Genomic DNA, 17906 nt, shown 5'->3' on the forward strand with positions numbered 1-17906 from the left:
GTCCGATCATGCCGACTCCACCGCCCGGATCAGCCGCGTCAGGGTGGCGGCATTCACGCCGCTGTCGAAGCAAAGGCTGCGACCGCAGGTCAATCTCAACTCGATCATCCCAGACAGGCCCTGACGGTCCCCACCGCGCTCGGTCTGCACGGCATTCATGTCCACGGGAACAAACACCGCATTCGCAGACCGCGACAACAGTCCCTTCTTCTTCAGCTCACTGCGCCAGGTGTAAATCTGCTGCCGCGTCACATCGTGCCGATGAGCCACCTCCGTTACCGTAGCTCCAGAAACCCCAACCGACATGACAATGTCGAGCTTCTGTTCATCAACCCATCGACGCCGCCGTTCCTGCCCAAGAATTTCCACACGCATCGCAAACCTCGCCTAAGACACGTCGCAAACGACGTCGTTAAACACGTGTCTTTAGGCCATCACGACGATAGCCGGCAGGCGGTGACAATCGGGCGGTTACTGATCAACCGTCGTCTCAAGATCCTATCCCGTCCCCGTGCTGCCATCAACGACAAACCAAACCTGCGGCACAGGGCATGGGGCTAAAATAGCCCCCGAATGACCCGGACACGCTCTCCATCTTGATAAGGGATAGGAGTAATGTCGTGTCTATGACTGGTAGAATAGCGAAGGTAGAGATCCCGGACGGCCGTGAGCGACGGCGGCGGTGGACGACGGCGGAGAAGCTGTCGATGGTCGAGGAGACCTACGCGCCGGACGTGACGGTAAGCCTTGTTGCGCGTCGCAACGGCGTCCAGCCCAATCAGCTCTTCCACTGGCGCAAGCTGGCCGCGCAGGGCGCGCTGGCGGCCACAAGCGCCGAGGGCGAGGTCGTGGCGGCGTCCGAGTATCGAGCGCTTCAGAACCAGGTGCGCGAGCTGCAGCGGCTGCTTGGCAAGAAGACGATGGAAGCCGAGATTCTCAAGGATGCTCTTGAGGTGGCGGCGGGCTCAAAAACGTATGGCTCGCCCCGCCTGCAAGCGGTTTTTGATTCTGCCGTTTGATCTGCGCCAACGTATCCGGTCTCAAGGGTGACCCCTTGGCCAAGATGGAGCTTCGCGCGTTCCGATCCTCATAAACAGAGCGGCGTTACACGCCATTTTTTTGATCAGGTTTTCGGAACACCGGTCGATCGTCAGGCCATCTCGTAGGTCCACTCACAGACATCTTGGGCTAGGCCAGCTAAACGCCCCTGCCGAACCGTTCATGCCGCTACCGTGGTCGTCCTCATGTCGAAGGGGCGCCCGCTTCTCAGTACAGCCCAGACGATCCTAGCCATCTTCGCGGCCAAAGCGACGACGGCGGTGTTTATATGGGCTCTGGCCATCAGTCCTCGCAGCCATTGCCCAAGCGGCGTGTCGCCTTTCGACAGCACCGGAAGGGCGGCTCGGGCGCCATGGATCAGCATTTTGCGAAGGTATCCGTTACCCCGCTTGCTGATGCCCAGCAATCGGGGCTTGCCGCCGGTGGTCATCTGTCGTGGGACCAGGCCGAGCCAAGCGGCAAGATCGCGTCCGCGCCCGAACGTCTCGGCTGCGCCGATCGCGGCGACGAACGCGGTCGCATTCAACGGGCCAATTCCTGGAATCGTCGTCAAAAGCCGGGCTGGTTCATCGGATCGAGCCTGCGAGGCGAATTCCTTGTCTAAGTCCGTGATCCGCGCGTCGAGCGCTCGCCACTGGTCGCGCATGTCTTCCATCAGAAGACGGATTCTTCGGCTGAACGAGACCTCGTCGGTGAGCAGTCTGTCGAGATGAATCTCCAGCTTTCGGCGCCCTTTCGCCATGACGATACCTCGCTCCAAAAGAACGGCCCGAAGCTGATTGATCAACGCGGTTCGCTCGCCGACAAGACGATCACGGGCTCGATGCAGGATTTGCATGTCGAGCTGCTCCTCGCTCTTCAGATCGACGAAGCGCATTGTGCCTCGAGTGGCGGCTTCGGCGATCGCCTCCGAATCCCGATCATCGTTCTTCTGAGCCTTCACATAAGGCCGGACATATTCCGGAGACATTAGTCGGACGTCGTGCCCCTGCGTTCGAAGCAACCGTCCCAGATGATGAGCACCGCAGCAGGCCTCCATCGCCATCACGCAAGGCGGCAGTCCGGCAGCCAACTTGATGACGCTGTCACGGCGCATGCGGCGGCGCAGAACAACGTGGCCGCCGGCATCGAGACCGGTCACGCTGCAACTGTCTTTCCCAAGATCTATACCCAGAACTGCAATCCCGTTCATCATTTGCTCCTCTGTCTTCCACATCACATCACCATGATGCGCTGAACCTGAGGGGCGAGCCATTCCATAAACAGATGTTGCGGTCGCTGTCGTGGCCGAAGGACGGTTCCCGATGAAGGCGGTGTGCGAGACGATTGGCGTTGCCCGCTCCAACGTCACCGAGCGTTCGAAGGGCCGGGATCGGGGGCGGATTGGCCGTCCTCCCGAGCCCGATGGCGATCTGGTCGCCGGGATCGAGGAGATCATCAAGGATTTGCCGACCTACGGCTACCGCCGCGTTCATGCCGTGCTGCGCAGAACGGCTCGCACAGCGGGAACGCCCGCGCCCAACCACAAGCGGGTCTACCGGATCATGAAGTTGCACGGCCTGCTTCTCAATCGGCATGCCGGAGGGTTTGAAGAACGCCGCCATGACGGGCGGGTCGCCGTCGACCGATCGAACCTGCGCTGGTGTTCCGACGGCTTTGAGATCGGCTGCGCAACGGCGAGAAGGTTCGCGTCGCCTTCGCGCTCGACTGCTGCGACCGTGAGGCCATCGCTCATGTCGCCACCACCGATGACATCAAGGGCGAAGACGTGCGCGATCTCATCATCACCGCCGTCGAAAACCGCTTCGGCCAGGTCAACCGGCTGCCCGAAACGATCGAGTGGCTGAGCGACAACGGCTCCGGCTACATCGCCCACGAGACCAGGGCGATGGCACGTGACATCGGCCTGGAGCCCAGAACGACGCCGGTCCGGAGCCCTCAATCGAACGGAATGGCGGAAGCCTTCGTGAAGACGATCAAGCGCGACTACATCCGCGTATCACCGCTGCCGGATGCCAGAACCGTAATGGAGCGCCTGCCTTTGTGGATCGAACACTATAACAGCCTTCATCCGCACAAGGCGCTCGGCTATCGTTCACCCTGCGAGTTCATCGCGGATCAAACCCAACCCTGATCGTGTCCGATCATTCGGGGGCAACAACAGGGGCGAACAAGTTCATCCTTCACTCTTGACCACGGTCATAAGAGCTAATTGATTACAGATTGAGATTTGAGCAGACCTGAGCGTGGCGGCGCTCCGACAACGACCCGCGACACATATCCAAGGTCGCGCACAATCCTGCGAATTGTTATCGCTATGACAACAATCGCCACTCCAAGCACACCTGCGACCGCGATTCTGGTCGTGAGATCCCAGAGTTCTCCGAACTTTATCAAATCCATGAGGCGAAAGACGGCACCCTGGACCAGGTAAAGCAGCAGCGTGCTCTGACCAAGCTCCACCGCGACGAAGCGAGCTGCTCGAACTGAGCAGCCGACTCTCCAGCATTGGAACATAAACTGCATCGCCACTGCAGAAGCCGCTCCAGAGCCAGCGAACATCAGCAACACTTGTTTAGCCGACTGTGCATCGTGAATTAAAACAAGATTGTTGTAGGCGTAAGTCTCCTTGCCCCAAGCAAGGAAGCACAGGCAAGTTACCATCGAGAGTAAGACCATCAAAAGAGATTTGTGGCGCAGGATGACGCTCGTCTGCCATGCGATCGACTGGGCAAACAAGAACCCCAAACAGAAGAACGGGTAAGTGTATCTTACCAGCGGCGCTATCGACAATGTGATGGGCACGAATGCGACCACAATTGCAGACGCGCCTATGATACACATCGATAAGCGATTGGAAGTCGTAAAAAGCTTAATGAGAAGGAAAGAAGCAAATGCTGCCCATATGAACCAGTATGTTCCAATGAATTCCATTGAAAAGTCCAAAAGTTCGCCAGTTAAACTGCTCAATGGAGCAATTACAAAGAACTTAGCTGCCCAGATTAACGCGCACCAAAAAATCATTGGTAGTAGTAACTGCCCCGCACGATCATTGACGCCGCGAGTGAACGATTTTCGCACAATTGCTCCCGAAGAAAGATATCCGCTTATCGCCATAAAGAGAGGCATGTGAAACATGTAGATCGACTTAAAATACGGCGACAACCAAAAGCCATCAGTGTCTCGATAGATGACAGATTGTAATAGATGTCCCATTATCACCAAGATAATGAGTACGCCTTTGACGAAATCAAAGCTTAGGTCTCGCTCGTTTGCCCCTGCTGAGCGCGAGCCGCGCTCCGTCGCTCCAACTGTTGTGTGATCAAGCATCAGACCCCCAGGTATCTGTTGTGTCCATGATCGCGGCGGTGATATCGAGGGGCCGACTGGCTGCAACCGAGCGGACGAAATCCCCGTGCCTGGTCGCAAACTTCGAGCGCAGCCGCGGTCGCGACCGTGTGTGGCAACATCGTCTCGCATCGCGCCTGGTTCAGTGAAAAGATGCCGCGCGCCTGCGGCTCCTCATCCCAGATCCCGTTCGATGCACTGAGCTCGGCGAAGGCTCTATTCATTTGATTTCTCCAACTCCTAACCCGGCTCAAGCCCGCGATTCAGGTCGCTTCAAGCTGAAGTTTGAGTGCTTCACGGGGCCCAATGCCCCTGCCTCACCCTTGCAGAACGTCCTGCGGATCTGTAAGGGCAGCCAGTCTTCGGGCCAATCAAGCATGCTGCGACTGCGCACGGTCAAGGTGCAATCCTCACACCCCAATCCAGCCGCTATGGATTCTCCAATAGAGGATGGGGGACCTGCAGCGGGACAGAAGCAGAACTGGGCGTTTTCTAGAGGCTCGTGTTCCTAAGCAATACATCACCCTCCACTCCGCGGGGATAGTAGGGACTTTTATGAAATCGAGAGATGTTCGGACGAGTTGTCAATCAAGATCAAACAACCCGGATCGTTCAAATGGAACTCAACAACGCGCGGCACGAAGAGGCGGGCATAGCGCGAGAAGGCGCTAGTGGGCGGGAAGCGAATCACGGTATCGCATCGCCCAAGGAGATACATCTCAACGAGAGCAGAAAAGCCGCCTTCAACCCCCAGTGCTGCACTATGTAATGGCCCAGCCCGATCCGCCAGAAGGCGTTTTGGGATAGTGAAAAGATCGGGAAACACGCCCGACAAGTCATGAAGCACCTGCGCGCTGTCCGTACACAAGAACACCCTCACAGGTCTTGGATGCGGTAGAGCTGTGGCCTTATGAATAGCAGTGCATACCTGCCGCAAGGCGAGCTCCGAATCAGCCCAGTAGGGCGTGTGCCCCATAATATCTTCGCCGTTGCCGTGCCGGACATGAACCCCGATTATGCTGTGCCCCTTAAAGTGTTCCTGGTAGATGGCTTCAATCCGCGCCTCAATTTCAGGCCTCGGTTTGATGTTCTGAAAAACCTGTCGTTCGGCATCCTCCCCGCAACGCCACATCAAGCAAGCATCACACACTACGGTGTTGGCTTGAGTATCATCTTGACCCTCGAAAAGCTCTCTCAGCTCGTCGCGTTCCCGGAAAATCTGTTCATCTGGGCGGTAAACGCAGTCGATCGATGGCTTATTCCACCACGGCGGGAAGAAAGGCCCAGGAAATGAGAGCTGGTTGATCTGATCGTCGCAAATGACCTGTACGCCAGCGATGTCCTGAATTGGCTCGAAGAACACCGGAAAGGCGTTCGTGAGGGGTTCATCGAGATAACAGGAGCCACGCCAATCTATCGCTAGCGTCCGCCCGGTCCGCTGCGCGTAGGACCAAGCTGCCGCCAGAGACCACAGGCAATCACCGAAACCAGTACGCCGTCGAGATACAACGAATCGATCCTTCACTGAGCCACTAACAAGCATTTGCGTTCCGGAATACCAAAGGGATTAGGGGGTTACGGACAATGTATGGCCTCGCCCGATCCAATCATGAGCGATCGCGATTCTAGCCAATTGCAGCGGTAGAACCTTCGCAACACCGCACTGGGGAGAGAGCCATTTTTGTGAGAGCCTGTTATGCTTCGTCCAGCGGTTGATCGCGGTCTTGATGGACGCGAGCAGCATATGAGGGATGCAACCAAACGCGATGGTAGAGTCGAGGTGTGGCGCGGTGGCGGTAGGTTGAACATATCTGTTTGCCGCCTCTTTCGTCTGGCGGTGCCTCACTGGTTCAACCCTGGCTCCGTTTCCACACCCCGCTCGTCGAACCGGACATGCAGATCTCCCGCATCCGGCTCTCGGACAAGAACTCACGCCTTCACCCACGGCGCTGCTCCCACAATCGGCGCAGTTCCTTTCCTGCACCTAAGTTCCCGGTACTGCATCGCGTATCTCGTTCGCTTTTGCGGAACTAGTGTCAACGCATTAGGCGCCGGCGAAATAGCCCCATTGAGAGGAAGAACGGCAACACCGCGTACATGCAAAGCGCACCGATATGCAGGGTGATGCCGCCGGCCGGGCGATCAAGCATCGCCGGACGAATGAGGTCGATCGAATGTGCCAGCGGCAAGAAACGCGCTACCTGCTGAAAGGGGCCGGGCAATTGGGTGACTGGGAAGACCGCGCCGGACAGGAACAGCATGGGTGTGAGGATGAGCGTCTGGTAGAATATGAAATAGTCGTAACTGGGCGCAAGCGCCGTGACGATCATCGCCAGGCTCGCAAAGGCGAACCCAGTGAGAGCGATGACTGGCAGCGCATAGAGGACGGACGGCCATGCCGCATAGCCCAGCATGGCGGCAACAATCGTAATTGCCGTACCGGCCAGAAAGGCCCTGCTGGCTGCCCACGCCAACTCACCGAGGACGATGTCGCCGAGGGTAAGTTGTGTGTACAGGATTGCTTCCCAGGTGCGGTGATCTCGCATGCGAGCGAAAGCCGCATAAATTGTTTCGAAGGTCGACGCGGTCATCGCGCTTGCGGCGACCATTCCGGCTGCCAAAAATGCAATGTACGAGGTACCTTCAACGCGACCTACCATTATTCCGAGGCCAGTGCCGAGTCCGAAAAAGTAGATCATAGGATCGGCGAGGTTGCCGAGAATTGACGCAAGGGCAACCTTCTTCCATGCCAGATAGTTGCGGCGCCACACCGCAACCCAGTTCCACGCGTTGGCGGGTAGAGCCGCCGCAAAACCTTCACCCATCATTCACCTCTCTATCTCGCGCCCGGTCAGCCGCAAGAAGACGTCCTCCAGATTAGGTGGACGCTGCAGAAGCCGCAGACCCGCGCGCTCGCGCAGCTGCACGTGCACCTGCTCGGGATCGGGAGCATAGCAAAAGAGCGTCTCGCCGCTCACCTCGATGTGCTGAACGTATGGCCTGATTAGCGAACTCAGCTCGTGTGGGTTGCCGCCGAAGATCTCGATCACGTGGCACCCGATATGCTCCTCAATGAGGGCGTGAGGGCTGCCTTCGGCGATGTTGCGTCCATGCTCGAGTACGCACAGCCGATCGCACAGCCGCTCAGCCTCTTCCATAAAGTGGGTCGTCAAAATGATCGTCTTGCCGCGCGCCAGCAGGAAACGCAGGCGCTCCCAGATCAGGTGGCGCGCGTGCGGGTCCAGGCCGGTGGTCGGCTCGTCCATTACGAGTAGCTGCGGGTCGTTGATCAGCGCACGTGCCAGCGTCAGGCGCCGCTTCATGCCGCCGGATAATTCGGCGACACGTGCATCCGCCTTGCTCTCAAGGCGGGCGAACTCGAGGAGCGATGGGATGACCGCTTCAAGCTCGCGAGCGCTCATGCCAAAATAGCGTCCGAAGACCAGCAGATTCTCGCGCGCCGTGAACTCGAGATCAAGGTTGTCGAATTGCGGGACCACGCCGACGCGCATGCGGGCCAAGCGAGCGCGTGACGGCACTGGTTCACCAAGAACCGTGATCTTACCCGCGTCAGGCGATATCATGCCAAGGACCATACGTGCGATCGTGCTTTTGCCCGCACCATTCGGTCCCAGAAGACCGAAGCACTCTCCCGGTGCAACGGTGAACGACAGCCCGTCGACAACGATTTTGTCGCCGTACGACTTTTTTACCCCGGTAAGTTCGATTGCGACTGTAGACATGCGTTTTATGTCAGCCTTCAAAAAGCTATTCGGCCGACCCTATCTCCGTTGCGGGCGTTTCGTCGAAAGCACCCCGTCGCCATATGTGTTCACGGCGTCCCCACTGGCAGGCCGCAGCGGCATCTGGAAAAAACTCATGTCCCTGGTGATTGGCAATGACCGTCTCACTTCCCGATCCAACAGTTGATTCTCTTTGTACTGCCTCAAAATCTCGCACCTAATCGAGCCAGGCGTCACTTCGGCTTTCGCGACGCTAGTTATCGGGCGCGTGTCCCGTCGTCAGTGTGATCGGCCTGTTGAAACAGCGCAGGTCGCCGGAATGCCACGAAACCGGCTATCACTCGTCGCTGCAAATCCCGTCAGACGTCACCAGCCTCGCAGACCTGTGCGAAAGATCCGCCCTGTGAGTTGACTCAGTAATTGCCGAACCTGCTGTGGTATTTGACCCGGCCATCGGGCTTCGCACGATGACTTGCTTGTTTTCCCCGTTTGGCACCGTGGGAATCTTGCGCGACAACCAATCACTATTGCTCAATGTACACAGCGCATAGGCTTTCACGGGAATTATCAGAAAGACGTGGATGAATGTGTGCAGAGCAAAGCCGAAAAATCGAAGTTCACGAGCACGAAACGCTGCCACGCTGCAGCGAATCAAGGTCATTGATGCAATCATCAGGACTGTCCACCACGGCACTGTGCCCGTGAATGCGAGCTCCGCGATCCCTGTTAGTACCGAAAGGGCGAGCAATAGCGGGCCGAAATTCTGTCCGACCACGTCTAACGTGAGGTAGCCATCGAGACTGGGCAGTAGGTGCAGCCCCAGCAGCGTGTCCCGATAAGTGCTCCGCGCCCAGCGGAGTTGTTGGCGCAGATACGGCACTAGCCTGTCCGGAACGACTGTTGCGGCGATAGCGTCCGCAACGTATTCGGTTTGAAAGCCTGCTTTCAGCATGAGGATCGTAAGATGGCGGTCCTCACCGAAGTCGCTTGGCTTGCCCCGAAACAGTTGCGTCTCGTACTCATCCAGCAGCGAAACGAGTGCGGAACGGCGGTACATAGCGCATGGGCCGCAGCAGCACATAACCGCACCGAAGCGAGCCTGTGCCGCGCGTTCCTCGTTGCAAGCCAGCCAGTACTCCATATCGATCAACCGGGTCAACCAAGTGTCTCTCCGGTTGCTGGCCGTCAACTGGCCCATGGCCGCGCCGATCGCTGGATTTCGCATCTTCCGTGCAAGCTTGGTGATGACGTCGGATGCGATTGTCGTGTCCGAGTCGATGTTGAGCACCAAATCTCCAGATGAGCGGCGTATCGCGGTGATCTGCGCCTTGCGCTTTCCGACATTTTTGCGAAGGAGAATGAAGTTGAATCTCGGGTCGCGCGCATAGGTGTCGTGTACAGGTACGACAGCGTCGCGATTTGCAGAACCGTCATCGATCACGTAGACTTGTAGTTTTCCGGCGTATTGTTGGCTTGCAATGGAAGTTAGGCATGCCGACAGCGTGCGCGGGTCCTCGTTGTAGCAGGGGACGATGACATCTACGCTCGGCCAAAGGTCGGAGCCGACCAGTTCGTCCGATGCCGACGAAGCGTTTGTCCGCAGGGCATAAACCGCCTGTAACCCTTTATAGGCAGCCGAGAACAGCGCATAAAGCGAGACGACGAAGGTACTGGCTGGGGCAAGCAGGTCCATAGGATCTCGCTTTGTTCAGTGATGTTGTGGGAGGCAGCGAATTTCATATCCGCAGGCATGTAATGCCGGAATCAGGCGGGACAGCGCCCCGGCGGTTTGGTCGCGCAGACTGGCGTGAGTGCCCCGTCTCAACACGTCGGGAGGGCACCCGTCGTGCAAGAGCACGATTGCGCCCGGCCGGACAGAGGCGAGCACTGCATCGACAATCGCGTCGATGCCGGGGCGCGACCAGTCTCGTGGGTCTACCGACCAATGAAGGGCCGCCAGCCCAGCGATCTCTGACGCAGTGAACACTTCTTCGCTCCAGGCCCCATATGGCGCGCGAATGTAGCGCACCGAGGCCTGCGGGCACGCCATGATTATGGCCCCGTTCGCCTCAAATACCTCACGTTGTACTTCGCCCAATCCGCATCTGGACAGATCCGGATGAGTCATCGTGTGGTTGCCTATCTCGTGCCCTTCTGCGATCATTCGTTGGATGAGTTCCGGCTGGTCTGCGGCGTGGGCACCGACGACGAAGAAAGTCGCCGGCACCCGATGTTGCGCCAGCACATCGAGGATCTGCGGTGTGAAAAGTGGGTTGGGACCGTCGTCAAACGTCAGATAAACGCTGCGTCGGCTAGTGCCGTCAGCGCATTCACTCGGCGCCTCGGATATGTAATTGGGCTGTTTCATAGCTCTGGCCCGTTCCGATCAATTATTGTACCGGTCGGCCATTCGTTCATCGGCCGCGCAATCGGCATAACCACAACAAGCACGTCCTCGACGCGCGTGGGCGGCAGGTCGAGATACACATCTGGGTGGGTCGACCGCACGCGAACGCCCGACACCATGGTCGCCAGGCCGTCTCTGCAGAACCTCTCAACATGGTTCCGCAGCGCGTGCCGAACCGTGCCGAAAGCGAATGGAACGCCAAGCTGCTGTAGCACTGGATACACAACGCGGAATGAATGGCTGATTCCGAGCCCCTCAAGATCCGGACGCACCCCGTACAACCCCAGTTCGGCCACTAATAGATCGACCTCGCCAACCTTGATGAAGCGGCGCAGTAGGCCCATATGAGCCGCTACACCGCGCGAGTCGTAGCCGATCGCACGGAACTCAGGCCTTGCCCTAGCCCAACTACGACCGCCTTCGAATAGCTTTCCATTAAAGGCCCCAGTCGGTCCATAGGTCTTTCGGAAGAAGTCGGAGAGTTCGACATGGTCGGCCAGGTGCAACTCATTTTCCCAACACAACCTCCACCGCACCTCAGAGCGCATGGAAAAACCTCATCTTTATTGCTGTTTCTTGAGGTAAGCGCCTACGCATGGAGAGCGTGTCGCGTCGAGCCGACGCGATGTAGCTTGCGCGGATCACCGAGGAACCTAGCCGCAATGGACATACGACTTGGTTGATGTTGTGGCGTACACCGGAAGGCGTACACCAGAAAATGCTCCTCGGAGCCAACGCAAACATCGACAACTTCCTTTAGGGCTTCTTTGAATTCTCCCTATGCGACGTTCTGCAAAATCGGTAAAATCGTTTGTTTCGATTTGACGCATCCACGCTATGAATAGCTGAAGACATGCGTTTCAAAGGGCTTGATCTAAATCTCCTCGTCGTGCTCGACGCGCTGCTGACCGAGCGCGGCCTCACGGCGGCGGCACGCCGCATCAACCTAAGTCAGCCGGCCATGAGTGCGGCCGTCGCTCGGCTGCGTGACTATTTCCACGATGAACTATTTACGATGAGCGGCCGCGAACGTATTCTGACACCGCGTGCAGAAGCACTCGCCCCCGCAGTTCGCGACGCACTCTTGCGCATCCAGGGCTCGATTATTTCTTGGGATCCGTTTAACCCGGCTCAATCCGACCGACGCTTCAGGGTCATTCTTTCCGATTTCGTCACACTCGTGTTTTTTGAAAAGGTCGTGGAGCGTGTTGCACGGGAAGCACCCGCCGTCAGCTTCGAATTGCTGCCTATCGACGACAGCCCCGATGAGCTTCTCCGGCGCGGTGACGTTGATTTTCTAATTCTTCCGGATTTGTTCAAGTCGAGCGCGCATTCAAGAGTGGCGCTGTTCGACGAGACGCTCGTGTGCGTGGGCTGCGCCACGAACAAGCAGCTGCCACGGCAGCTCACGTTCGAGAGATACATGTCAATGAAGCACGTTTCGGTCAAGTTCGGGCGAATTCTGAAGCCCTCCATCGAGGAATGGTTTTTGCTTGAGCATGGTCTTAAGAGACGTGTCGAGGTCGCCGTGCAGGGCTTCAGCATGATCCCGCCGATGGTATCAGGCACAGATCGTATAGCGACCATGCCCTTGCGGCTGGTCAAGCATTTCGAAAAAACGTTCCCCCTGCAGATCATCGAACTTCCGCTGCCACTTCCCGGATTTACCGAGACCCTCCAATGGCCGGCCCTTCACAACAGTGATCCGGCAAGCATCTGGATGCGGGAGATAATGTTGCAGGAGGCGTCCCGCATGGCTACTCCACGCAAGACCCCGGAACGTCGCACGCGCTCCTAGATTTACTCAGCGCCTCACACCGACTCTCATGTTCCCTGTCAAGACTGAGGGCGAGAGATCGGCTGCTCGGCAGCTGTTGCGAGCAGTCGGATCGGCTGAAGCTGCACGGGGCGAGAAGTGGAGCTCAGAACGACGGTTGATCAGACTTCTCTATTCGGCGGGTTGAGAGCAAGCACTTTCGAGCTTTCCGCTTTGCTGGCGTCTGACGTCTTTCGCGGGGTCTTGCTTCTCTACGGGATCGGCTCTCTGGCCCTCCCTCCATGGGATTCACCAGAATGAGGTGGAACAATCTCTCATGCGTCCTGATCGCTGCGATGCGATCGGTACTCCTTGATCAGCGAACTCACCCTCATCCATCGTCCCGCGAAGGACGTCTTCTCCACCGGCAAGTGGAACTTGTTGTCTCCTTCCTGACTTAACGGACCAAATCAGACCGCAACCGGCATAATTTCCTTCCTGGTCCAGCGGAACTGTGTGCCATCACTCCACATGCGATGCATGATCACCGCCAGTCGTCGTGCGAGCGCAACAACGGCCTTCTGCCGACCGCGCCGCTTGGCGACGTTCATCGCCCAGGCTTTCAACCATGACCATTTTCTCACGTTGGTCAGCAGGACTTGCGCGGCCTCGTAAAGCAGCGTTCGCATCATGCCATCACCGCACAGCGAGATCCGGCCGATGCGGCGGCTCTCGCCTGACTCATGGAGCACTGGAGTCAGACCCAAAATCGGCCCGACCGCTTTGGAGTTGCGGAAGCGGGCCGGAATGTCGATGGTCGCGGTGTAGGCCAGCGCCACGACCGGGCCGACACCGGGGATCGACATCAGCCGGCGGCAGACCTGATCATTCCGGACGATCACCAGAAGCTTGCGGTGAAGGGCGGCAGAATTCCGGCGCAGCTTGCTGCGCGCGTCGAGCAGCGGTTCGATGATCTCGGCCAGATCGGGCATGCCATCGACGAGTTCACGGATACGTTGTTCGAATTTCACGGCACCGACCATGCCAACCTTGAGCCCGAAGTTGCGCAAGAGCCCGCGGATGTCGTTCTCAATGGCGATCGCCTTTTCCTGCAGCAGCTTGCGCGCCGTCAGCAGCGCCCGGCGCTTCTGGCTTGTCATTGTCTTCACGTGCACCGGGCGGAACAGGTTGACCCGCATCATCTGAGCGATCCCGCGGGCATCTATGCGATCGGATTTGTTGGGCTGCGCTTTCAGGAATGCCTTCGTGTGCCGGGTCTCGATGCAGATCAACGGCAAGCCGGCTTTGGCAAGCCCCTCGAACAGCCACTGCGATAAGGGCCCGGCTTCAAGACCGATCCGGTCAAAATTCCAGGCAGAATCCTTCAGAACCGCAGTGAGGTCGTCGGGGTGGCTAACAACCTTCACCTCGCGGCAGATCTCGCCGGTTTCGTTGACTATGCAAACGGCGGTCTCTTTCACCGAGACGTCCAATCCTGCATAATGTTTCATGCTGCGCTTCTCCTTCTGATGCTTGTGGCTGCTCCACGCAGACCACGTTTACCATCAGCTCGAAGCGCAGCACCTCCGTCAAAGATGGGGCTCAAGCCGAATATCCCATCTCTCATCCTCGGGTGAGGTACCGCCTTCAGTGTCTTCAGCTCGGGGCTGTCCTTGGTCTAGGAGCGGGCGCAGGGCGGACTTGGCTCGGCCACATAACTACCGACGGGAGTTCCCCACCGTGGCTCCGCCCCGGGCGCTGTGCCGCACGTTGGCTCGAGACCGCAATGACGGTGAGACCTCTCGCCCGACGACCACAAGAAGGGGCCATCTCATGCACGATCTCGGCCATGACCACCCGTGGCTTCTTGCCGGCAGCACTCAGGCGACTATAGCGGGCGCAGAGCCGGCCCTGCGCCTTCCAGACATTGTCGCGTACAGCTTTAGACAAACCCTCGAGCGGAGCCCGCAGGGCCTCGCTTACCTTTTACGGGGTAGCGATACGTCCACGCCGCTTCAACATTTAAGAATTTCGCAAAATCGATACCCCGCGGATCGTCGAGCTTCCGCTGCCACTTCCCGCATTCGCCGAGGCGGCCAATGACCCGCTCTTCACAATAGTTATCCGGCAAGCATCTGGATGCGAGAGATAAGTTACAGGGAGTATCTCTCATGGCTTCTACACCTGCCTGAATGCCAGAACCGCGTTCGTGCCGCCGAAGGCGAAGGCGTTGCTCAGTGCCACGCGCACCTTGCGCTCGCGTGGCACATTGGGCGTGACGTCGAGATCGCAATCGGGGTCCAGCTCACGATAATTGGCAGTCGGCGGCACGACGCTCTCGCGGATAGCCATCACGCAGGCGATCAACTCGAGCGCGCCGGACGCGCCGAGGCAATGCGCGTGCATGGACTTGGTAGAAGAGATGGACATTGAATAGGCGTGCTGACCGAAGACGCGCTTGATCGCCGCCGTCTCGATCTGGTCGTTGGCCTTGGTGCCGGTGCCGTGCGCGTTGAGATAATCGACATCCGTTGCAGCCAGCCCGGCATCGGCAAGGCAGGCGCGCATTGCTGCCTCCGGCCCCTCGACAGTCGGCGCGACGATGTCGGAGGCATCGGCGGAAAGGCCGATGCCGGCGATCTCGGCAAGCATTGTGGCACCGCGGGCCGCGGCATGCTCATAGCTTTCCAGCACGGCCATGCTCGCACCCTCGCCTAGCACCAATCCCTGTCTGTCGGCGGAGAAGGGCCGGCAAGTATCGGGCGAAAGCACGCGGATCGATTCCCATGCCTTCAGCACACCCCATATGAGCGGCGCTTCGCTGCCGCCGGCAAGCATCACGTCGGCCCGGCCGAGCCTGATCTGGTCCACCGCGGAGGCAATCGCATGGTTTGCCGAGGAACAGGCGGACGTGACGCCGAAGACCGGCCCGCGCAGGCCGAGACTCATGCTGACCTGGCCGGTGGCGGCGCCCGGCATCGCCTTGGGTACAGTCAAGAGGGCGGCACGCTTACCGCCCAGAAGCAAGGCGCGGTAGGTTTGCTCGATCGCATCCCAGCCGCAGCCGCCAACGCCCACCGTCGCACCGAAGCGATAGGTATTTCCTTCTTTGGAGGAAAGTCCGGCCTGACGCATGGCTTCGCGCGCCGCAAGCACAGCGAGCACGCTGAAGCGGTCCATGGAGACGAGCTGCTTGCCGTCGATGTCATGCTCCGGCAGCGCCTTGATCTCGGCACCGATCCTGACCCTCAATTCATGGAACTCGGAGTTGACGATTGGGCCGATGGCGGAGCGGCCTTCGCGCATTCCTGTCCAGATGGAGGCGGCGTCAGTGCCCAGCCCGCACAGCCCGCCCATTCCGGTGATGACGACGCGCCTGTCCATTTTCAAGCCTCCTTAGCGAGCAAGCCGCGGACGGCTTCCACTATGTCGCCGACATTCTGGAGATCCGACCAGGCATCGGCCGTGTTCATCTCGATCTTGATGCCGTAGGCTTGCTCCAGGTCCCAGAGCATGTCCGCCAATCCCAGTGAATCGATGCCGAGCGAAGTCAGTCCCGTGGCAGTTGTTATCTCGCCGCCCGACGCAGGCGTTATGTTGCCGCCCTCCAACGCGGCGCGCCTCTTGATAATTGCGATTATTTCGTTAGTCAGTTGATCTGCCATCTTGTTCCTTCCAGCTTGCGTTTTCGACCTGGCTCAATGCTGAGCCGCGCCGCGTTGCGAAAATTGCCCTCGTCGAGCTTGTGCGACTGACCAAGCCCAATGCTTATAGAAACGGGATGAGATCCGGCTGCTCTGCGGCGTAGGCCCCGATGACGAAGAACGTCGCCGGCACCCGATGTTCCGCCAGCACATCGAGGATCTGCGGTGTGAAAAATGAATTGGGACCGTCGTCGAACGTCAAATAGTCGCTGCGATCTTCGGTGCCGTCAGCGCAGGCACTCGGCACTTCGCATATGTAGTCCAGATGTTTCCGATCAATCAGGGTGCCGGACGGCCACTCCCTCATCGAGCATCCAATCGGCAAAACCACAACGAGTAAGTCCTCCACGCGCGTGGGGGGCAGGTCGGGATACACATCTGCGAGGGTGGACCGCATATGGTCGGCCAGTTGCAACTCATTTTCTCAGCACAACCTCCACCGCACGTCAGAGCGCATGGAAAGTTTTTCTCTTTTCGGGCTCTTTTTTAACGCACTCGTCACGCGATAGAGGCAGTGGGCGATCGGTGCGCGTCAGGTGCTTTTGTCTATGCAATCTTTCGGAAAATTGATAAAATCGTTTGTTTCGATTAGACGCATCCACGCTATGGATAGCTAGCTGAAGACATGCGTTTCAAAGGGCTTGATCTAAATCTCCTCGTTGTGCTCGACGCACTGCTGACAGAGCGCAATCTCACGGCGGCGGCACGCAGCATCAACCTAAGTCAGCCGGCCATGAGTGCGGCTGTCGCCCGGCTGCGCGATTTTTTCCGCGATGAACTATTTGCGATGAGCGGCCGCGAACGTACTCTAACACCGCGTGCAGAAGCACTCGCCCCCGCAGTTCGCGACGCGCTCCTGCGTATCCAGTGCTCGATTGTGTCTGGGGATCCGTTTAACCCAGCTCAATCCGATCGCCGCTTCAAGATCATTGTTTCCGATTTCGTCACACTCGTGTTTTTTGAAAAGGTCGTGGAGCGTGTTGCACGGGAAGCACCCGCCGTCAGCTTCGAATTGCTGCCTCTCGACGACAACCCCGATGAGCTTCTCCGGCGCGGTGACGTCGATTTTCTAATTCTTCCGGAAATGTTCATGTCGAGCGCGCATCCAAAAGTGGCTCTGTTCGACGAGACGCTCGTGTGCGTGGGCTGTCCCACGAACAAGCAGCTGCCACGGCAGCTTACATTCGAGAGGTACATGTCGATGAGGCACGTCGTGGCCAGGTTCGGGCGTACGATGAAGCCCTCCATCGAGGAATGGTTTTTGCTTGAGCATGGTCTTAAGAGACGTGTCGAGGTCGTCGTGCAGGCCTTTAGCATGATCCCGCCCATGGTGTCGGGCACAGCTCGTATAGGGACCATGCCCTTCCGGCTGGTCAAGCATTTCGAAAAATCGTTCCCCCTGCAGATCATCGAACTTCCGCTGCCACTTCCCGCATTCACCGAGGCCGTCCAATGGCCGGCCCTTCACAATAGTGATCCGGCAAGCATCTGGATGCGGGAGATAATGTTGCAGGAGGCGTCCTGCATGGCTACTCCAAGTGAGAGCAGGGACGTCTCAGCCACTCCTAATTTACCGGCATTAGGTAGCAAAAACCACCAGTCTCGCCTTCGGCACTCTGTTAAATTCGCAGCCTCTTTGCGGTGCGCGAAATTGGATGTCGTAGACGAATTGAAGTGAAAAGCGGGGCGGAGTTGTCCGCCGAGACGGAGGGCTCTGAAGGACAGGTTGCGAAGCCTTCAGAATGGCGTCGCCGCGATCGACCATTTGATCGCTATCTATGATCCGTCGTAGGCGCCGGAAAGTGGCGCGAAGGCATGGTCGAAGTGGCGTACCATTGCGCTTCCCGCAGGTTGACTGAGATCCGCAAGATGCAAAACGTGCTGGAAGT

Annotated in this window: 14 protein-coding genes and 5 pseudogenes; 4 read left to right on the forward strand and 15 right to left on the reverse strand. The window is 58.3% G+C overall.

Going from position 1 to position 17906, the window contains the following annotated elements:
• Positions 1-6: 6 nt before the first annotated feature.
• Positions 7-375, reverse strand: coding sequence for an IS66-like element accessory protein TnpA (gene tnpA / locus F3H98_RS13040; protein ID WP_188130411.1), 369 nt, complete (start codon positions 373-375; stop codon positions 7-9).
• Between the two features lie 251 nt (positions 376-626).
• Between tnpA and F3H98_RS13050 the strand changes: the two are divergent.
• A pseudogene (locus tag F3H98_RS13050) lies at positions 627-971 on the forward strand (transposase); the annotation flags it as partial.
• 248 nt (positions 972-1219) lie between these two features.
• Here the strand turns inward: F3H98_RS13050 and F3H98_RS13055 are convergent.
• Positions 1220-2251 carry an IS110 family RNA-guided transposase gene (locus tag F3H98_RS13055; protein ID WP_149760578.1) on the reverse strand — a complete coding sequence of 344 codons (1032 nt, stop codon included), beginning with the start codon at positions 2249-2251 and terminating at the stop codon, positions 1220-1222.
• 70 nt (positions 2252-2321) lie between these two features.
• Here F3H98_RS13055 and F3H98_RS13060 point away from each other — a divergent pair.
• Positions 2322-3193: pseudogene (locus F3H98_RS13060) on the forward strand (IS3 family transposase); the annotation flags it as partial.
• 74 nt (positions 3194-3267) lie between these two features.
• Here F3H98_RS13060 and nolL read toward each other — a convergent pair.
• From nolL to F3H98_RS13105, 8 genes are all read right to left on the reverse strand, one after another.
• Entirely contained in the window at positions 3268-4389 is a 1122-nt protein-coding gene (gene nolL, locus F3H98_RS13065) for a nodulation factor fucose acetyltransferase NolL (RefSeq protein ID WP_149760579.1), read from the reverse strand.
• On the reverse strand, positions 4389-4631 hold the full coding sequence (locus tag F3H98_RS13070; RefSeq protein ID WP_149760580.1) for a hypothetical protein: 243 nt from the start codon (positions 4629-4631) through the stop codon (positions 4389-4391). The genes nolL and F3H98_RS13070 overlap by 1 nt, the downstream gene beginning before the upstream one ends.
• Positions 4632-4960: 329 nt before the next feature.
• Entirely contained in the window at positions 4961-5950 is a 990-nt protein-coding gene (locus F3H98_RS13075) for a nodulation protein NodZ (protein ID WP_149760581.1), read from the reverse strand.
• A gap of 493 nt (positions 5951-6443) precedes the next feature.
• A complete protein-coding gene (locus F3H98_RS13080) occupies positions 6444-7232 on the reverse strand; it encodes an ABC transporter permease (protein ID WP_149760619.1) in 789 nt (262 codons plus the stop codon).
• Positions 7233-7235: 3 nt separating this feature from the next.
• A complete protein-coding gene (nodI, locus tag F3H98_RS13085) occupies positions 7236-8150 on the reverse strand; it encodes a nodulation factor ABC transporter ATP-binding protein NodI (RefSeq protein WP_149760582.1) in 915 nt (304 codons plus the stop codon).
• A 337-nt stretch (positions 8151-8487) separates the two neighbouring features.
• Positions 8488-9843, reverse strand: coding sequence for a chitooligosaccharide synthase NodC (gene nodC, locus F3H98_RS13095; protein WP_149760584.1), 1356 nt, complete (start codon positions 9841-9843; stop codon positions 8488-8490).
• 15 nt (positions 9844-9858) lie between these two features.
• Positions 9859-10518: a chitooligosaccharide deacetylase NodB gene (nodB, locus tag F3H98_RS13100; RefSeq protein ID WP_149760585.1), complete on the reverse strand. Its 660-nt coding sequence runs from the start codon at positions 10516-10518 to the stop codon at positions 9859-9861.
• Positions 10515-11105, reverse strand: a complete 591-nt coding sequence (locus tag F3H98_RS13105; protein WP_149760586.1) for a NodA family N-acyltransferase — start codon at positions 11103-11105, stop codon at positions 10515-10517. Before F3H98_RS13105 ends, nodB begins: the two co-directional genes overlap by 4 nt.
• Positions 11106-11410: 305 nt before the next feature.
• On the opposite strand from F3H98_RS13105, the gene F3H98_RS13110 reads away from it, so the two are divergent.
• On the forward strand, positions 11411-12355 hold the full coding sequence (locus F3H98_RS13110) for a LysR family transcriptional regulator (protein ID WP_149760587.1): 945 nt from the start codon (positions 11411-11413) through the stop codon (positions 12353-12355).
• Positions 12356-12783: 428 nt separating this feature from the next.
• On the opposite strand, the gene F3H98_RS13115 is transcribed toward F3H98_RS13110, so the two are convergent.
• The 5 genes and pseudogenes from F3H98_RS13115 to F3H98_RS31745 form a co-directional block, all read right to left on the reverse strand.
• The gene (locus tag F3H98_RS13115) at positions 12784-13824 is read right to left on the reverse strand and encodes an IS110 family RNA-guided transposase (RefSeq protein ID WP_149760588.1); all 1041 of its coding nucleotides are present in this window, start codon (positions 13822-13824) and stop codon (positions 12784-12786) included.
• 667 nt (positions 13825-14491) lie between these two features.
• Complete coding sequence (locus F3H98_RS13125) at positions 14492-15697, reverse strand: beta-ketoacyl-[acyl-carrier-protein] synthase family protein (RefSeq protein WP_149760589.1); 1206 nt, start codon at positions 15695-15697, stop codon at positions 14492-14494.
• 2 nt (positions 15698-15699) lie between these two features.
• Positions 15700-15978 (reverse strand): acyl carrier protein, encoded by a 279-nt coding sequence (locus F3H98_RS13130; RefSeq protein WP_149760590.1) that lies wholly within the window; start codon positions 15976-15978, stop codon positions 15700-15702.
• Positions 15979-16093: 115 nt separating this feature from the next.
• Positions 16094-16324 (reverse strand): annotated as a pseudogene (locus tag F3H98_RS13135) (polysaccharide deacetylase family protein); the annotation flags it as partial.
• A pseudogene (locus F3H98_RS31745) lies at positions 16298-16414 on the reverse strand (acyltransferase); the annotation flags it as partial. The pseudogenes F3H98_RS31745 and F3H98_RS13135, both read right to left, overlap by 27 nt.
• A 228-nt stretch (positions 16415-16642) precedes the next feature.
• On the opposite strand from F3H98_RS31745, the pseudogene F3H98_RS13140 reads away from it, so the two are divergent.
• Positions 16643-17560, forward strand: a pseudogene (locus F3H98_RS13140) (LysR family transcriptional regulator); the annotation flags it as partial.
• Positions 17561-17906: the final 346 nt, after the last annotated feature.

The sequence above is a fragment of the Neomesorhizobium albiziae genome (assembly GCF_900114255.1).
Lineage (GTDB): Bacteria > Pseudomonadota > Alphaproteobacteria > Rhizobiales > Rhizobiaceae > Neomesorhizobium > Neomesorhizobium albiziae.

What these genes read in the sequence shown, in the direction of transcription:
- tnpA (WP_188130411.1), bottom strand. Translation starts at nt 375, where the DNA reads ATGCGTGTGGAAATTCTTGGGCAGGAACGGCGGCGTCGATGGGTTGAT.
- F3H98_RS13055 (WP_149760578.1), bottom strand. Translation starts at nt 2,251, where the DNA reads ATGAACGGGATTGCAGTTCTGGGTATAGATCTTGGGAAAGACAGTTGC.
- nolL (WP_149760579.1), bottom strand. Translation starts at nt 4,389, where the DNA reads ATGCTTGATCACACAACAGTTGGAGCGACGGAGCGCGGCTCGCGCTCA.
- F3H98_RS13070 (WP_149760580.1), bottom strand. Translation starts at nt 4,631, where the DNA reads ATGAATAGAGCCTTCGCCGAGCTCAGTGCATCGAACGGGATCTGGGAT.
- F3H98_RS13075 (WP_149760581.1), bottom strand. Translation starts at nt 5,950, where the DNA reads ATGCTTGTTAGTGGCTCAGTGAAGGATCGATTCGTTGTATCTCGACGG.
- F3H98_RS13080 (WP_149760619.1), bottom strand. Translation starts at nt 7,232, where the DNA reads ATGGGTGAAGGTTTTGCGGCGGCTCTACCCGCCAACGCGTGGAACTGG.
- nodI (WP_149760582.1), bottom strand. Translation starts at nt 8,150, where the DNA reads ATGTCTACAGTCGCAATCGAACTTACCGGGGTAAAAAAGTCGTACGGC.
- nodC (WP_149760584.1), bottom strand. Translation starts at nt 9,843, where the DNA reads ATGGACCTGCTTGCCCCAGCCAGTACCTTCGTCGTCTCGCTTTATGCG.
- nodB (WP_149760585.1), bottom strand. Translation starts at nt 10,518, where the DNA reads ATGAAACAGCCCAATTACATATCCGAGGCGCCGAGTGAATGCGCTGAC.
- F3H98_RS13105 (WP_149760586.1), bottom strand. Translation starts at nt 11,105, where the DNA reads ATGCGCTCTGAGGTGCGGTGGAGGTTGTGTTGGGAAAATGAGTTGCAC.
- F3H98_RS13110 (WP_149760587.1), top strand. Translation starts at nt 11,411, where the DNA reads ATGCGTTTCAAAGGGCTTGATCTAAATCTCCTCGTCGTGCTCGACGCG.
- F3H98_RS13115 (WP_149760588.1), bottom strand. Translation starts at nt 13,824, where the DNA reads ATGAAACATTATGCAGGATTGGACGTCTCGGTGAAAGAGACCGCCGTT.
- F3H98_RS13125 (WP_149760589.1), bottom strand. Translation starts at nt 15,697, where the DNA reads ATGGACAGGCGCGTCGTCATCACCGGAATGGGCGGGCTGTGCGGGCTG.
- F3H98_RS13130 (WP_149760590.1), bottom strand. Translation starts at nt 15,978, where the DNA reads ATGGCAGATCAACTGACTAACGAAATAATCGCAATTATCAAGAGGCGC.